The sequence below is a fragment of the Streptomyces sp. Z26 genome, assembly GCF_003665095.1.
Classification (GTDB): Bacteria; Actinomycetota; Actinomycetes; order Streptomycetales; family Streptomycetaceae; genus Streptomyces; species Streptomyces phytohabitans.
On record NZ_RCHV01000002.1, the window covers coordinates 301150 to 316596 of the forward strand.

Below are 15447 nucleotides of genomic sequence, written 5' to 3' on the forward strand. Positions count from 1 at the left end.
CCTCACTGCCGTCTCCGGCCGTCGCGTGCGGTCGCCGCCGTCGGCGTTCAGTCGCTGACATGGCTGCGGGACTGGTAGAGCAGGTCCTGGTACTCGGGGTGCCGGGCGATCCAGCCCGCGAAGTACGGGCAGGTGGCCAGCACCCGCAGGCCCGCGGCGCGCGCGTCGTCCAGGGCCGTGCGGGCCAGCGCCGAGCCGACGCCCCTGCCCTCGTACGCGGCCGGGACCTCCGTGTGCACGAAGGCGACGAGTTCCGCCGTGCGGATGTACTCCGCGACGCCCGCGATCTCCGTCTCCCCGTCGACCCGCGCCTCGTACCGCCTGGCCTCGGGGGCGTCGTCCACTCGTACCGTCATGGTGTCCTCCGTTCGTTCGGCTTCGTTCCGCTTCGTTTCGCTTCCGCTTCCGCGCCGTTCCGGCGGGACGGGCCGACCGGCCGCCGTCCGCCGGTCGGCCCGTCACCGTGTCAGCGCGTCAGCGCGTCGGACGACGCGTCAGGCGGCGTCGCCGGACCGGGCGCCGAGGAGCTGCGTCTCCCAGGCGAAGGCCACACCGCTGGCGCCACCGTGCTGCGCCAGGATCTCGGCGGCGCCCGGCACGGTCTCCTCGCGGGCCCAGTCGCGCTGCCACTCGCTCATCACCGCGAGCCAGGTGATCGGCGTGACGCCCGCCTGGGCCATGCGCCGCACGGCCATGTCGTGCGCCTCCTTGGAGCCGCCGCCCGAGGCGTCGGTGACGGCGTACACCTCGAAGCCCTCGCCCGCCGCCTGTATCGCGGGCATGGCCAGGCAGACCTCCGTCCAGAGACCGGCGAGCACCAGCTTCCTGCGGCCGGTCGCCTTGACGGCGTCCACGACCTTGGGGTCCTGCCAGGTGTTGATGAGGGTTCTGTCGATCGGCTTCTGCTCCGGGAAGACGTCCTGCACGCCCTTGATGAGGAAGCCGCCGCGGTCCTCCAGGACGGTCGTCAGGATGGTCGGGACGCCGTACAGCTTGGCCGCCTTGGCCAGCCCGACGACGTTGTTGACGACCATCGTCGGCTCGTGGCTGTTCAGGTTCGCGAACTGGAAAGGCTGGTGGTCGATCAGTACGAGCACGCTCTCCTCGGGCGTCAGCAGCGCGTCGAGTCCGGCCTTGTTCTGGGTGCTCACGGGCGTCCCTTCCTGGGGCTTCGCGTCGGCGGGGTGTCCCGATCGGCCCGGCGTGCCGGGCGGGTGGCGACCCGGGTACGGGTCGGCCGGGGACCCCGAACCTTTTGGTTGACGCATCAACCAAGCTACGAGTCAGTTGTTGGCATGTCAACTAACTCCGACGGCGGCGCCCCGGACGCGCATCCGGCGACCCCGCGCACGGGATGGATCAGCCGCCGACGGCCTCGCTACGCTCCCCCCATGGACGCAACGCCCCGCTGGCTGACCCCGGAGCAGAAGGCCGCCTGGGACAGCTTCATCCGCATGCAGGAGAAGCTGATCGGACGGCTCTCCCGCCGGGTCCAGGCCGACTCCCGGATGTCCCCCGCCGACTACCTCGTGCTGGCCAAACTCACCGAGAGCGGCGACGGGCGGATGCGGTTCATGGACCTCGCCAAACTGGTGGAGTGGGAGAAGAGCCGCATGTCCCACCAGGTCGGGAGGATGGTGAAACGCGGGCTGGTGGCGAAGGAGGACTGCCCCGACGACGGGCGCGGGGCGTTCGTCGTCGCCACCCCGGCGGGTCACGAGGCGATCGCGGAGGCCGCGCCCGTACACGTCGACCACGTGCGGCGGCTGTTCGTCGACGCCCTCACCCAGGACGAACTCGACACGCTCGCCCGCCTCTCGGACCGCGTCGTCGCCCACATGGAGAAGCAGCCCGACTGACGGGCCGCACGGCGACGCACCCCAGACCGTCGGGCCGAGGGCCGTCCGGCCGCGCTTTCCGTCGAACGCTCCCCCACCGCGGCGGGATTCGGCGGTACGACCCCCACACACCCGCGCACAGCCCGTACCGGAGCCGGGGCGGGGCCCGTACGGACCCCGGCGGCAGGGCCGTGACCTGCGACGCCCGTACGCGAATCCGCCCGCCGGTGACGAACCGGACGCGGCGTTATGCTGAGCCGGTGACACCGACGAACGAGCAGAGGCCCGCGCTGCGCGCGGACGCCGCACGCAATCGGGCCCGGGTGTTGCAGGTCGCCCGCGAGCAACTGGCCGCGGGGGACGACTCGCTCCAACTGAACGCCATCGCCCGCCTCGCGGGCGTGGGCGTCGCGACCGTCTACCGCCACTTCCCCAACAGCCACGCGCTGTGGGAGGCGCTGTCCGCCGAGCGCTTCCGCCAACTGGTGGAGGAGGCGCGGGAGTCGGCCGCCGAGGAGGACGTACGCGTCGGCCTGCGGCGGCTGGTGCGGTTCACCTTCCAGCAGGCCCTGGACGACAACGGGTTCGCGTCGGTCCTCGAGTCCCCCCGGGACAACGAGGCGCGGACACGCGAGTTGAAGGCCGAACTCGACCTGGCCATCGCCCAGTTGCTGGAACGGGCCCGCGAGGCGGGCGCCATCCGCCGCGACGTCGAGCCGGACGACGTACGCCGTCTGCTCTGCGGCACGGTGCACGCGGTGCGGTGCGGCGAGAGCAGCCCGGCGCTTACGGAGATCTACCTCACCGTCCTGCTCGACGGCCTGCGCCCCACACCGTAGGGCCCGGCGCGGGCGGCGACGCCCGGCGAGGCCGAACCGCGACTCCCCCACGGCGTTCATCCGCACCCGCCCCCATAAACGGATACGTATCCGTTAGTGCTAACCTGCCTCCACGCAAACAGATACTTATCCGTTTCCGTGTGCCGGGACGGTGGAGGGCGGAGCCATGGAGCGGCGAGCAGTGGTCACGGCGGGCACCGGGGGCATCGGGCTGGAGACCGCAGTCGGGCTGGCGGCACGCGGACTCGCCGTCACCGTCGTCGGGCGCGACGCCGCGCGCGGCGCCCGCGCGGTCGAACGGATCGCCGCCACGGCGACCGGCGGGGCGCCCCGGTTCGTCGCCGCGGACCTGTCGTCGCTCGCCCGAGTACGTTCCCTCGCCGCCGAGTTGGCGGCCGACGGCCCGCCGCACGTCCTGGTGAACAACGTCGGCGCGATGTTCCCGGAGCGGCGGCGGACGGCCGAGGGCATCGAGGCGACGTTCGCCGTCAACCACCTCTCGCCGTACCTGCTGACCGAACTCCTCCTCGATCCGCTGCGGTCGGGGGCACCGAGCCGCGTCGTCCACGTCAGCTCGCGGGCGGTGGTGGCGGCCCGGCGGACGTTCCGCGACGTCGAACCACCCGGCGGCTACTACGCCTTCCACTGGTACGGGCGCGCCAAGCTCGCGCACCTCGCGTACACCCTCGACCTGGCCGAACGGCTGCGGGACAGCGGCGTCACCGTCCTCGCCGCCGACCCCGGCGGCGCGGCCACGGACATGACGAACGGCACGATGCGTTCGCCCCGGATCGTCTCGCCACCGCTGCGCCTGCTGTGGCCGCTGGTCCGGCGGACCTTCGCGCGCTCCACCGCGGGCCCCGCCGCCGAGGCCGCCCGACCGTCCGTCGCCGCCGCGACCGACCCCGCGTACGCCGGGCGCGGGGGCCTGCTGATCGGCCCCGGCCTCACGCCCGTACGGCCGCACCGCGGCGCCACCGACCCCCGTACGGTGGCCGACGTGCTCCGGCTCAGCCGGGAGCTGGCGCCACTCGAAGCCCCGCCGCTCGAAGCCCCGCCGCTCGCGCCGGGCCCCCTCGCGCCGGGGCCGCGCGACGCGGCGGACTGACCCCTCCGGCGTCAGCCGATGTCCGGCGGGTCGACGCGGAGGTGCACCGCCGGGCCGTCCCGGCGGGCCAGCCGCCGCGACTGCGCCTCCCGGAGCGCCGCCGCGAGCGCCGCGCCCCGGCCGGTCGGCACCCGTACGAGCGCGCGGTCGCGTCGCTCCTCCGGCACGTCGCGCGCCTCCCGTATCCGCGCCGTCCCCGGCGCCCCCGCCAACCGCCCGGAGAACGGCGCCCGCACCGGCACCGGCCCCAACACCTCGGCCTCCGGCGGCAGTTCGGCCTGGGAGAGAAAGCCCGCGACGGCCTCCGGCGGGCCGCTCACCGCCGCCATCCGGGAGACCGGCGGGAAGCCCAGCTCGGCCCGGTCGGCCAACTCCCGCACGGCGTGCCCCGTCGGGTCCCAGCGCAGCAGCGCCTGCACGGGCCGCAACGACGGCTCGGCCATGACCACGACACTGCCGCCCTCGCGCTGCCCCCGTACCAGCGCGGCCGCCGCCAGCCAGCGGCGCAGCGCCTCCTCGTCCGCGCGCAGGTCCGGGCGCCCCAGCAGCGCCCAGCCGTCGAGGAGCAGCGCGGCCGCGTAACCCGGCCCGGCCGCGAGTGGTTCGGCGCCCGGCGTGGACACCACGAGCGCCGGGCCGTCCGGCACCGTGTCCAGGATGTGGTCACGCCCGGAGGTCCGTACGGGCACCGCCGGGAACGCCCGCCCCAGCTCCTCCGCCGTACGCCTCGTGCCGAACGCTCGCGCCCGCAGCCGCGCCCCGCCGCAGTCCAGGCACCTCCAGCCCGGCTCCGGTACCGCGCACCAGGTGCACCGCAGCGGCTCGTCCGCGGCCACCGCCTCCAACGGGCCGTGGCAGTGCACGCAGCGGGCCGGGGCGCGGCAGTGCTCGCACGCGAGCCGCGGCACGTACCCCCGGCGCGGCACCTGGACCAGCACCGGGCCCAGCTCCAGCGCGTCCCGGACCGTACGCCACGCCACCGAGGGCAGCCGCGCCGACCGCGCCCCCGCGTCGCGCGACTCGTCGCCGTCCCCGACCGTCCGCACCAGCGGCGCGGCCGCCCGTACCGTCTCCCGGTCCGCGGCCAACGGGCGGGCCCAGCCCGAGTCGACGAGCTGCGCCGCCTCGACCGTGCACGCGTGGGCGCCCAGCAGGAACGCCGTACCGCCGTGCGCCGCGCGCAGCAGCAGCACCTCGCGGGCGTGCGGCTGCGGCGCGCGGTCGTCGCTGTGCGCGGACTCCCCGTCGTCCCAGATCGCGACGAGCCCCAGATCCCGTACGGGCGCGAACATCGCGGCGCGGGTGCCGACCACGGCCCGCACGGAACCGCGGTTGACCGCCAGCCAGCGGCGGTAGCGGGCCTCCGGGCCCGCGTCGGCGGTGAGCAGCACATGGTGCCCGGGGCCCAGCAGCGCGGAGAGCGCGGCGTCGACCCGGGCGGCGGCGCGGCCGTCCGGCAGGACGGCGAGCGCGCCGCGGCCGGAGGCGAGCGCGGCGGCCATGGCGCGCGCCAGCTCGTCCGGCCAGCCGGGGCCGGGCAACGCCGTCCACACGGCGCGGGGGGCGGCGCCGTCCGCGAGGGCCCGCAGGAAGCCCGCGCCCTTCGGGTAGCGCGCCCAGCCGCCGGGGGCGGGCGCCTCCGGCGGGGCGGGTGGCGGCGCCGGCGCCGCCTTCTCGGCGCGGGCCATCCGGGGCGGTACGGCGAGCTGCACGACGTCGGCCAGCGAGCCCGCGTACCGGTCGGCGACCGCCCGACACAGCTCCAACAGGTCCGGCGTCAGCACCCGTTCGGGAGAGAGGACCTGCGCGATCGGGGCCAGCGCGCCGGGGAAGTCGCTCTCCGCCGCGCGCTCCACGACGAAGCCGTTGATGAGCCCGCCGCCCTCGCGCCGCCCCTCCCGCTCCCCCGCCCCGAACCGCACCCGGACCCGTACGCCCGGCTGCGCGTCGGCGTCCATCGCTGCGGGGACCGCGTAGTCGAAGTACCGGTCGAGGTGGACGAGCCCCTTGTCCACGAGCACCCGCGCGACCGGCAGCTCCGCCGCCGTCTCCGCGTTCCGCCACGTACGGGGCCGCGCCTTCGGCGGCTTCCGCTTCCGCACGGTCTCGCGGAGCAGCGCGAGCTGCTCCGGCGGCTCGGCCGCTGGGCGCTCGTTCCGCTCGTCGTCGCTGCTCACGGCTCCAGTCTTAGCAGACACCACCGACACCCGTCGGCGACCGCCTGCGACCCCTCCCGCGCCGGGCCGCCGTGAACGGTGAGGCGCTCTCGACGGCTGCCGAACGGTCGGTTTGCCTGGCAGGAGGAAACGGGAAACGGTCCCGTTCGCCTTGTCCGCCCGAACCGCCTGCCGCAGGCTGACACACGGCAACAGGCGCTGCTCCGGGCGGAGTTGACGGAGGTCGAAGTGCCTGATCAGCCGCCCCTGTTCGGACCGGAACTCCGCGGGCTGCGCCTCTCGGCGGGACTTTCCCTCACCCGCCTCAGTCAGCTCGTGCACTACAGCAAGAGCCAACTCAGCAAGGTGGAACGCGGTCTCAAGGCACCCAGCCCACAGCTGGCACGCCTCTGCGACGCGGCGCTGAACGCGCACGGCCGACTGGCCGCGCTGGTGCCCGAGGAGCCCGCTGCGACGGAACCGACCGAGACGAACGACGACGGCGAGGTGTGGATCATGCAGCTCTCCCCCGACGGTGCCAGCTGGTTCCGTCCGGTCAACAGGAGGCAGGTGGTCGCGGCGGGTGCGGCGGCGGGCGTCTCCACCGCGTTCGGCCTGGGAATCGGGCCCGCGGCGGCGTCCGCACCCGCGGTGGGGGCGACGCTGCTGGACGGCGCCCGTACTCTCTTCGACCAGTACCGTCGCATGGGCCAGACCAGCAGCCCGCAACTCGTCCTCCCGGCGCTCATCGCACAGACCCACACCCTCCGGGAGCTGGCCGAACGGTCGAGATCACGTACCCGTGACGGCCTGCTGACCCTGGCCTCGCGGTACGCGGAGTACGTCGGCTGGCTCACCCAGGAGGCGGGCGACGAGAAGGCGGCGCTGTGGTGGACGGACCGCGCCGTGGAACTGGCCGCAGCGGGCGGCGACCACGACCTCGCCGCGTACGCGCTGGTCCGGCGCGCGCTGGTCACCTTCTACCGCGGCGACGCGCCCCGTACCGTCGCCCTGGCCCAGCAGGCCCAGGGTGATCAGCTTCCCCCACGGATCACAGGACTCGCCGCCCAGCAGGAAGCGCAGGGGCACGCCCTCGCAGGCGACTACGACGCGTGCATGCGCAGCCTCGATCGCGCACGGCGGTTTCTCGGCGCCAACACGTCTCACCATGACGCCCCCGTCATCGGCAGTACGCACCTGCCCGACTCCGTTTCGATGATCACGGGCTGGTGCCTGCACGATCTGGGTCGGCCACGAGAAGCCGCCGCGGTACTGGACCGGGAGACCGCTCGCATCTCCGAGGAGGCGGTACGGACCCGCGTGCGCTACGGCATGCGCCAGGCACTCGCACACGCCACGGCTGGTGAGATCGAGCGCGCATGTGAGTTGGCGCGTCCGCTGCTGATCGCGTCCTCGGGTGTCGCCTCCGCGACCATCACCGTCGACGTTCACCGGCTCGCCCGTACGTTGCACCGCTTCCACGAGCAACGAGTCGTACGAGAGCTGAGTCCTCACCTGGCTGCGGCCCTGCACGGCTACGGAGCCTGAACGCCGCACAGAAAGTCCGGTGCGCCGGACTCAGCGGGCCGACCGAGCAGAACGAAAGCGGAAGGAAGTACCCGATGTCATCCTGCGATGTCTTCATCAACTACCGCACCGTGGATGAGGCGAGCAGCGCCGCGCTGATCGCGGACAAGCTCGCCCAACGGTTCGGTACGGACAGTGTCTTCCGGGACCACAAGTCCATCAAAGCCGGAGAGAGGTTTCCCGAGAAGCTGCTCATCGGGGTACGCCGGAGCAGCGCTCTCATAGCCGTCATCGGCCCGGACTGGACCTCGGCCCGCAACGCCCGTGGGGAGCGCTTCCTCGACAACGAGGACGACTGGACACGGCGCGAGATCGTGGAGGCGCTGCGCTGCGGTGTGCACGTCATACCCGTCTTGGTGGCTCCTCGCACCACACCCCTCACCGAGGTGGAACTCCCCGAAGCACTCCACGACCTGGTTCAGCGTCAGTACCGCAAGTTCAACGCCCGTACCTTCGACACCGACATCAACACGCTGGGCAACGACCTGGCCGAGTTGGTACCGCGGCTGGCCAGGCAGGACCGTGCGCCGGTTCATCGGACGAGGGACTCCTCACCCGGTGATGTGCAGAACTCCGTGGCCGATGTCCGCGGTTCGGTCACCCAGACCAGGGACTACAACAATCACCAGAGCGGAGGGATCGGCAGTCTGGTCGGCGACGTGGGCAACTTCTTCGACCGTGCCCAGGGGCCGATCCACGCCGGTTCCGGCGCGCAGTACAACGACTCCGTGCACCAGACCGGCGACGGCGCGAACCAGGTCTCGGGTGGCAACGAGGGCGGTATCCGCCAGGAGTTCGGCGTCGCCCGGCGACGTCGTGACCGGAACGCCGAGGGGGAAGACGGCGAGTGAACGAGTGGTTCAGCCCCCTTTTCCTGGGCAGCCAGGGACCGTTCCACACAGGGCCGGGGACCCAGAACAACATTTACCTACCGCCCTTGGCTTCGGAGGGGCCACGGGGGCGCAGTCGTCGGGCGGTGGCCCGGGAGCACGTCGCACGTCTTCAGCAGTTGTTCGTGTGGCCGCCCGGTCTCCGCCGAGCACACGTGATGTTGCGTGACAGCGGCACCGTGCTCCTGGCCGGCCAACCGGGCAGTGGCCGACGCACCGCGGCGATGATGCTGCTCAGCAGCATCTTCCACGATTCGAACGACTTCCACGAACTCCCACCGGACGAGGACGACCCCGCCACGTTGTCCGAACTGGTCGGCAAGGGCGACCGGTTGCTGCTGGACCTCTCACTCGGCGCAGGGGAACAGCGCACCGGATTCGAGGCCAAGCTCCGCACGCTGCTCCCGCTCGTGGGGAAACGCGGAGCCTGCTTGGTGGTCGTGCTGCCACAGCTCCGCGGCCGAAGGTCCCACGACGAGTTCTCCCCGTACACCGTGGATGTCGGACGCCCCTCGGAAACCGCCGTACTCTGGCGATATCTGCGCTTGGCGGAGATACATCCGTCGCGCACGGACATGTCGGAGGGACGTCTACAGAGATTCCTCGACTCGGCACCCGGCATGGGAGAGCTCTCCTACTTCGCCCACTTGGCAGTGAGCGCACGGGACAGGAGCAGGGGGGCGAACGAGTTCCCGGCGTGGCGCGACGAGGCGCTCGCCGCGTTCTTCGACCGCAGCGACCAAGTGGCCAAGGACATCGGCTCCCGCGACGGCGGTCAGCGCGCACTGTCCCTCTCCGTCTCGATGCTGCCGAGATCGCCGCCGGACGAGATCTTCACCGTGAACACGGAGCTGCTGAAGGTGCTGCGGCAACCCCTGGACGAACGGCCACGGCTGGACCACGCGGATCTACGGCAACAGCTGTCGGACGTCCGTGCCGGGACGGATCAGCACGGTCTGGTCCAGTTCGATCTGCTCGCCTACGACGCGGCGGTACGGACCCACTTCTGGACGTACTACCCCGATCTGCGGCCGAAGTTCCGGGACTGGGTGCGCGACTGCGTGCAGCGGAAGGAACTGAGCCGAGCCGCCCGGAGTGGACTCATCGGCCTCTACGCCGAACAGTCTCTCCGTACCGCATGCCACAGCGACCTCCTCGCCCTCGTCCGGGAGTGGACGGCTGTGGGCGGCCCGGACCACCTTGCCGACGAGGCGACTCTCGCTCTGTCTCTCGGTGTGGAGCACGAGCAGTACGGTGCCTGGTTCCGTCGCGAGATCCGGGAACTGGCGCGGGAACCCGACCTGCCGGGCGGTCTCGGACGCGTCTTCGTCCGCGTCTGCTCCGAGGTCGTGTCCCTCCGCCACCCCGACCAGGCACTCGTACGCCTGCATCATCTGGCCCGACAACGACGCGACACCGTCGCGGAGAACGCGCGGGCGGCCCTTCTGCAACTCGTCAACACCGACGACCGGTTGTGGCGTCGGCTGCTCCGGCGGTGTTCCCTCGACCTGCCGCGCACCCGTCAGAGCCGCGACGTGGCCCTGTTTCTCGATCTCGCGACACCCTCCCGACTCGCCTCCCGGCAAGGCGCCGGACGACCCCTGATCGCGGACCCGGAGGTGAGGGCACAGCTCGGGGCATGCTGGTTCGTCGTTCTGCGCCGCCACACCCACACGGCATGGGAGAGCCATGTGCGGTCCTGGTTGTCCGGCGCCCGCGAACACCCCCACCACCGCGAGGACTTGCTCGACGTCCTCCTCAACGCCTGCTCCGGCGAGGGACGTGTGCTCTCCCGGCTGCACCTGATCTCTCGTGACTGGGCGGCCGGGCAGGCCCGTGCCGGTCACCACGCGTCGTGCACACCGGTGTCCGAGAGCCTCGACCGAAGGATTCGCACCGCACTCGGAATCCGGCTTCCCCCCGTTCGCTCCGTGTGACCCCAGGAGATGGCGCCATGAGCTCTGGCCACAAGACGCTGACGGTCTTCCTCACGACGATCGTCGGGCTGCTCCTCATCCTTCTCGGCCTCTGCCTGCACTGGCCCTTATGGGTGTGGCCCGTGCTGGCCACGCTTTTGCCGGTGTCCGCGATGGTCACGGCGAAGCTGATCACTCCACGGGAGGAACTCGTGCCGCGGGAGTGCCGTCTGGTGCCCGACGTGCCGGTGGAGGAACCCGAAAGACGCGAGCAGCGGGTAACGGGAGTGACTTTGCCGAGCAGCGAGACCGACTACGACTTTCTTCTGTCGGCCACTGTCCGATGGAGCCCCCTTACCGTGTCGTCGGACGCGCCCCCGGTCAGCCCCGGGGGGATCGCGATTGACGCGGTCCTCGAACGCGCCGCGCGAGTGACCATGAGCCAACCCCCCACTCGGAGCGGCCTCGCGCAACACAGACTGAACGGCGTGCTCGGCGTGATGGAAGCCGACCCGACGGGGCGTGTGCTCGCGATGGCGGAGGAGGTGACGCTCACTCTTTCCGACGCCGACGCGTCACGACTCAAGAAGCTCTCCACCGTGCGCAAGGACACGGTCCTGTGGGAGCACGAGCGAAAGTACGAGTGCGACCGACGCACGTATCTGGGCGCGGACGTCCTCAAGAACACGGGCAGCGCCGTCGTCTGGTGGCTAACCAAGAACGACGACGAAGTCAAGAAGACGGTCGACGACATCGGCATGCTCGCCCAGCTGACCGCCGCCGCCAACAACGAGGAGGTCCCCGAGCTCTTCGAGCACATGGCGCCCTACCCCCGGTTCGCGCAGAACCCCGGATACCCGCCCTCTTCCCCGTTCGATCCCCCTCCGGAGTACGACCCCACGGCGGAACCCACCACCAACGGCTACCGACCGCCGGAAGAGCCCGGAGAGGAATCCGCCGATCGTTTCGGTGACTTGCTGGCCACACTGGGCATGCCACCGGAAGAGCAGGAAGCGCAGTCAGCGCTGCTGGCCCAGCAGACGGCGCAACTCCTGACCGTGCTGCAGTACGACACGGCTGCGGAGGCGATCCGTAAGAGGTTCGACAGCCCGACTCCATCCGAGGAGGAAGGCGAAGCTCCCGAAGACGTCACCGTCTCTCCGGAGGAGGCAGGAGACTCGGAACCCGCGGCGTCGGAGCGCGGCTTCGGCAGCTGAGCCCCCGCGCGCCGCCGAGGCCCGGCCGCCCCCGCGTGCGGGGGTGGTCGGGCCTCGGGGTGTGCGGGCTGTCGCGCCTCCCGTGGGGAGGGGCGGGGTCAGAGACCCGCCGCCGCGCGGAGCGCGTCGACGCGGTCCGTGCGCTCCCAGGTGAAGTCCGGGAGGCTGCGGCCGAAGTGGCCGTACGCCGCGGTCTGCGCGTAGATCGGGCGCAGCAGGTCGAGGTCGCGGATGATCGCGGCCGGGCGGAGGTCGAAGACCTCCGTGATGGCGTGCTCGATCTTCTCGACGTCGACCGCGGCGGTGCCGAAGGTCTCCACGAAGAGACCGACCGGCTCGGCCTTGCCGATCGCGTACGCGACCTGCACCTCGCAGCGGCTGGCGAGGCGCGCGGCGACGACGTTCTTGGCGACCCAGCGCATGGCGTAAGCCGCCGAACGGTCCACCTTGGACGGGTCCTTGCCCGAGAAGGCGCCGCCGCCGTGACGCGCCATGCCGCCGTACGTGTCGATGATGATCTTGCGGCCGGTGAGGCCCGCGTCGCCCATCGGGCCGCCGATCTCGAACCGGCCCGTCGGGTTGACCAGCAGCCGGTAGCCCTCGGTCTCCAGCTTGATACCCGCGTCCACCAGCGCCTTCAGCTCCGGCTCCACGACGAACTCGCGGATGTCCGGGGTGAGGAGCGAGTCCAGGTCGATGTCCGACGCGTGCTGCGAGGAGACGACGACGGTGTCGAGGCGGACGGCCTTGTCGCCGTCGTACTCGATGGTGACCTGCGTCTTGCCGTCCGGGCGCAGGTAGGGGATCGTCCCGTTCTTCCGTACGGTCGAGAGCCGCTCGGCCAGCCGGTGCGCCAGGGTGATGGGCAGCGGCATGAACTCGGCGGTCTCGTCGCAGGCGTAGCCGAACATCAGGCCCTGGTCGCCCGCGCCCTGCTTGTCCAGCTCGTCCTCGTCGCCCTCGACCCGCTTCTCGTAGGCGGTGTCGACGCCCTGCGCGATGTCGGGCGACTGCGCGCCGATCGACTCGGAGACGCCGCAGGAGGCGCCGTCGAAGCCCTTCTTGGACGAGTCGTAGCCGATGTCCAGGATCTTGTTGCGCACGAGGGAGGAGATCGGCGCGTACGCCTTGGTGGTGACCTCTCCGGCGACGTGCACGAGACCGGTGGTGATCAGCGTCTCGACGGCGACCCGCGAGTGCGGGTCCTCCTTGAGGAGCGCGTCGAGGATGGTGTCGCTGATCTGGTCAGCGATCTTGTCAGGGTGGCCCTCGGTCACGGACTCCGAGGTGAACAGGCGGCGGGACACATCGCTCCCTGGGGTTGCAGCGGCTGCTGGCTGAACATGGCGGACCGGTCGGCGACTGCGCCCGGCTCACGGGCCCGACGTACGGTCCGCCGCCATTTTATCCATCTCCACCCGCATCCAATCATGGGTGTCTCGAACTGCGACACGACTGTGAGCTGGGCAACCGGTTCCGGGGCCGCTTTCCGCGCCCCGCGATACGGGTGGATTTCCCCCCAAGTCCCCCGTCCGTACGACGCCTTGCGGGCGCGCGCCACCGTCCCGCGCGCCCCGTACCCCCCGCCCTCAGCCCGCGTCGAGGCGGCGCGCGACGAGGTCCCACAGCGTGTCGGCGAGGGCCTCCTTCGGGCCGTACGGGACGGGGGTCTCCGTACCGTCGGCGGCCAGTACGACCGCCTCGTTCTCCGCCGAGCCGAACGTCTTCCGCTCGCCCACCTCGTTGACGACCAGCAGGTCGCAGCCCTTGCGGGCGAGCTTGGCGCGGCCGTTGGCGAGGACGTCGTCGGTCTCGGCGGCGAACCCGGCGACGAGCTGTCCGGGACGGGCGCGGGTGGCGGAGATCTCGGCCAGGATGTCGGGGTTGCGGGTGAGGCGGACCGGGTCCGGTTCGCGGTCGCCCTGCTTCTTGATCTTCCCCGTGGCGTAGTCGACGGGGCGGAAATCGGCCACCGCCGCCGCCATCACCACCGCGTCGGCGTCGGCCGCCGCCTTCAGCACGGCCTCCCGCAACTGCACGGCGGTGCCGACCCGTACGAGGTCCACGCCCGCCGGGTCGGGCAGGTCGGTGTTGGCGGCGAGCAGGGTGACGCGGGCGCCGCGGGCGGCGGCCGTACGGGCGAGGGCGTAGCCCTGCTTGCCGGAGGAGCGGTTGCCCAGGAAGCGGACGGGGTCCAGCGGCTCGCGGGTGCCCCCGGCGCTGACGACGACATGGCGTCCGGCGAGGTCGGACACGGTGGCGGCGGGGCCGCGGGCGAGGACGCGGCGGCACAGCTCGTAGATCTCCGACGGGTCGGGCAGCCGCCCCTTGCCGGTGTCGACGCCGGTGAGGCGGCCGACGGCCGGTTCGACGACGACGGCGCCGCGGCGCCGCAGGGTGGCGACGTTCTCCCTGGTGGCGGGGTGTTCCCACATCTCGGTGTGCATGGCGGGCGCGAACACGACCGGGCAGCGCGCGGTGAGCAGCGTGTTGGTCAGCAGGTCGTCCGCGAGCCCGTGGGCCGCCTTCGCGAGGAGGTCGGCGGTCGCCGGGGCGACGACGACCAGGTCGGCGGTCTGGCCGATGCGTACGTGCGGCACGTCCTCGACGTGCTCCCAGACCTCCGTGGCCGCCGGGCGGCCGGAGAGCGCGGACCAGGTGGCCTCGCCGACGAAGTGGAGCGCGGACGCGGTCGGCACGGCCCGTACCTCGTGCCCCGACTCGGCGAAGCGGCGCAGCAGTTCGCACGCCTTGTACGCGGCGATGCCGCCGCCCACCCCCAGGACGACCCTCGCTCCGGAACGTTCCGCCATCGGCTGCCTCTCCCCACGCACGGTGATCCCACTCCTGCTCCGCGTACTCCCCCATGACACACCACCGGCCCCCGGCGCACACCACGGGCCCGGCGCTCGCGCTGCCGGGCCCGTGGGGGTGCGCACGTACGGACGTGCGGCGATGCTTCTGTCGCGGTGCGTTACTGCGGCGGGGCCTCGATGGCCTCGGAGGTCAGCATGCCCGCGTTGATCTCGCGGAGCGAGATGGAGAGCGGCTTCTCGTGGACGTGGGTGTCGACCAGCGGGCCGACGTACTCCAGCAGGCCCTCACCCAGCTGCGAGTAGTACGCGTTGATCTGGCGCGCGCGCTTGGCGGCGTAGATCACCAGGCTGTACTTCGAGTCGGTCGCCTCGAGCAGCTCATCAATCGGAGGGTTGATGATGCCCTCGGGCGTGGTGATGGAAGAGGACACGCTCTGCCTTCCGGAAGGTGGACGGGGATCATTCGACGTTCATCAAGGCTAGCAGTTCCGCGCTGACGTCCTCGACGGAGGTGTTGACCAGCTTCGCGTCGAACTCGGGCTCGGCCGCCAGCTCCTCCCGGGCCGCCGCCAGCCGTCGTTCGATCACCTCGGGCGACTCGGTGCCGCGGCCGGTGAGGCGCCGGACCAGCTCGTCCCAGCTGGGCGGGGCGAGGAACACGAGGCGCGCCTCGGGCATCGACTCCCGTACGAGCCGGGCCCCCTGGAGGTCGATCTCCAGGAGGACGGGTGATCCGGCGGCGAGCCGGTCGAGCACGGCCTGACGCGGGGTGCCGTAGCGGTTGCCCGCGAACTCGGCCCACTCGAGCAGCTCGCCGTTGGCGATGAGCTTGTCGAACTCCTCGCCCTCGGTGAAGAAGTACTCGACGCCGTGCCGTTCGCCGGGGCGCGGCCTGCGTGTGGTGGCCGAGACGGACAGCCACACGTCCGGGTGTTCCTTGCGCAGATGCGCGACAACCGTGCTCTTACCGACCCCGGAAGGGCCGGAGAGCACGGTCAGCCGCGTGCGTGCTTCCGGGGGTACGGGGGTCGCCCCCCGGGAGACAGCGGTAGTCATGGAGCGATTATCCAGGTTTCCGGA

The 15447-nt window shown here is 71.9% G+C and carries 14 protein-coding genes; 7 read left to right on the top strand and 7 right to left on the bottom strand.

From position 1 onward, the window contains the following. Window positions 1–47: 47 nt before the first annotated feature. Together D7M15_RS01360 and D7M15_RS01365 are read right to left on the bottom strand one after the other, a co-directional pair. A complete protein-coding gene (locus D7M15_RS01360; RefSeq protein ID WP_121515793.1) occupies window positions 48–356 on the bottom strand; it encodes a GNAT family N-acetyltransferase in 309 nt (102 codons plus the stop codon). Window positions 357–494: 138 nt separating this feature from the next. Beyond that, the gene (locus tag D7M15_RS01365; RefSeq protein WP_121515794.1) at window positions 495–1151 is read right to left on the bottom strand and encodes a hydrolase; all 657 of its coding nucleotides are present in this window, start codon (window positions 1149–1151) and stop codon (window positions 495–497) included. Between the two features lie 240 nt (window positions 1152–1391). On the opposite strand from D7M15_RS01365, the gene D7M15_RS01370 reads away from it, so the two are divergent. From D7M15_RS01370 to D7M15_RS01380, 3 genes are all read left to right on the top strand, one after another. After that, window positions 1392–1859: a MarR family winged helix-turn-helix transcriptional regulator gene (locus D7M15_RS01370; protein WP_121515795.1), complete on the top strand. Its 468-nt coding sequence runs from the start codon at window positions 1392–1394 to the stop codon at window positions 1857–1859. Window positions 1860–2098: 239 nt separating this feature from the next. Next, on the top strand, window positions 2099–2677 hold the full coding sequence (locus D7M15_RS01375; protein WP_121515796.1) for a TetR family transcriptional regulator: 579 nt from the start codon (window positions 2099–2101) through the stop codon (window positions 2675–2677). A gap of 166 nt (window positions 2678–2843) precedes the next feature. Then, window positions 2844–3785, top strand: coding sequence for an SDR family NAD(P)-dependent oxidoreductase (locus D7M15_RS01380; RefSeq protein WP_121515797.1), 942 nt, complete (start codon window positions 2844–2846; stop codon window positions 3783–3785). Window positions 3786–3796: 11 nt separating this feature from the next. Here the strand turns inward: D7M15_RS01380 and D7M15_RS01385 are convergent, their stop codons facing one another. Further along, the gene (locus D7M15_RS01385; protein WP_121515798.1) at window positions 3797–5962 is read right to left on the bottom strand and encodes a primosomal protein N'; all 2166 of its coding nucleotides are present in this window, start codon (window positions 5960–5962) and stop codon (window positions 3797–3799) included. A gap of 228 nt (window positions 5963–6190) precedes the next feature. On the opposite strand from D7M15_RS01385, the gene D7M15_RS01390 reads away from it, so the two are divergent. From D7M15_RS01390 to D7M15_RS01405, 4 genes are all read left to right on the top strand, one after another. After that, window positions 6191–7489, top strand: coding sequence for a helix-turn-helix transcriptional regulator (locus D7M15_RS01390; RefSeq protein ID WP_121515799.1), 1299 nt, complete (start codon window positions 6191–6193; stop codon window positions 7487–7489). Between the two features lie 74 nt (window positions 7490–7563). Beyond that, window positions 7564–8379 carry a toll/interleukin-1 receptor domain-containing protein gene (locus D7M15_RS01395; RefSeq protein ID WP_121515800.1) on the top strand — a complete coding sequence of 272 codons (816 nt, stop codon included), beginning with the start codon at window positions 7564–7566 and terminating at the stop codon, window positions 8377–8379. A gap of 197 nt (window positions 8380–8576) precedes the next feature. After that, the gene (locus D7M15_RS01400) at window positions 8577–10355 is read left to right on the top strand and encodes a hypothetical protein (RefSeq protein ID WP_127201705.1); all 1779 of its coding nucleotides are present in this window, start codon (window positions 8577–8579) and stop codon (window positions 10353–10355) included. A 17-nt stretch (window positions 10356–10372) separates the two neighbouring features. After that, window positions 10373–11551 (top strand): hypothetical protein, encoded by a 1179-nt coding sequence (locus D7M15_RS01405; protein WP_121515802.1) that lies wholly within the window; start codon window positions 10373–10375, stop codon window positions 11549–11551. 98 nt (window positions 11552–11649) lie between these two features. On the opposite strand, the gene metK is transcribed toward D7M15_RS01405, so the two are convergent. The 4 genes from metK to gmk form a co-directional block, all read right to left on the bottom strand. Beyond that, window positions 11650–12858 carry a methionine adenosyltransferase gene (metK, locus tag D7M15_RS01410; RefSeq protein ID WP_121515803.1) on the bottom strand — a complete coding sequence of 403 codons (1209 nt, stop codon included), beginning with the start codon at window positions 12856–12858 and terminating at the stop codon, window positions 11650–11652. Window positions 12859–13140: 282 nt separating this feature from the next. Further along, window positions 13141–14364: a bifunctional phosphopantothenoylcysteine decarboxylase/phosphopantothenate--cysteine ligase CoaBC gene (coaBC, locus tag D7M15_RS01415; RefSeq protein ID WP_121515804.1), complete on the bottom strand. Its 1224-nt coding sequence runs from the start codon at window positions 14362–14364 to the stop codon at window positions 13141–13143. 161 nt (window positions 14365–14525) lie between these two features. Next, window positions 14526–14798, bottom strand: coding sequence for a DNA-directed RNA polymerase subunit omega (gene rpoZ / locus D7M15_RS01420; RefSeq protein ID WP_121515805.1), 273 nt, complete (start codon window positions 14796–14798; stop codon window positions 14526–14528). A gap of 28 nt (window positions 14799–14826) precedes the next feature. After that, window positions 14827–15423, bottom strand: a complete 597-nt coding sequence (gene gmk / locus D7M15_RS01425) for a guanylate kinase (RefSeq protein WP_121515806.1) — start codon at window positions 15421–15423, stop codon at window positions 14827–14829. Window positions 15424–15447 lie beyond the last annotated feature (24 nt).

What these genes read in the sequence shown, in the direction of transcription:
- D7M15_RS01360 (WP_121515793.1), bottom strand. Translation starts at nt 356, where the DNA reads ATGACGGTACGAGTGGACGACGCCCCCGAGGCCAGGCGGTACGAGGCG.
- D7M15_RS01370 (WP_121515795.1), top strand. Translation starts at nt 1,392, where the DNA reads ATGGACGCAACGCCCCGCTGGCTGACCCCGGAGCAGAAGGCCGCCTGG.
- D7M15_RS01380 (WP_121515797.1), top strand. Translation starts at nt 2,844, where the DNA reads ATGGAGCGGCGAGCAGTGGTCACGGCGGGCACCGGGGGCATCGGGCTG.
- D7M15_RS01395 (WP_121515800.1), top strand. Translation starts at nt 7,564, where the DNA reads ATGTCATCCTGCGATGTCTTCATCAACTACCGCACCGTGGATGAGGCG.
- D7M15_RS01400 (WP_127201705.1), top strand. Translation starts at nt 8,577, where the DNA reads ATGTTGCGTGACAGCGGCACCGTGCTCCTGGCCGGCCAACCGGGCAGT.
- D7M15_RS01405 (WP_121515802.1), top strand. Translation starts at nt 10,373, where the DNA reads ATGAGCTCTGGCCACAAGACGCTGACGGTCTTCCTCACGACGATCGTC.
- coaBC (WP_121515804.1), bottom strand. Translation starts at nt 14,364, where the DNA reads ATGGCGGAACGTTCCGGAGCGAGGGTCGTCCTGGGGGTGGGCGGCGGC.
- gmk (WP_121515806.1), bottom strand. Translation starts at nt 15,423, where the DNA reads ATGACTACCGCTGTCTCCCGGGGGGCGACCCCCGTACCCCCGGAAGCA.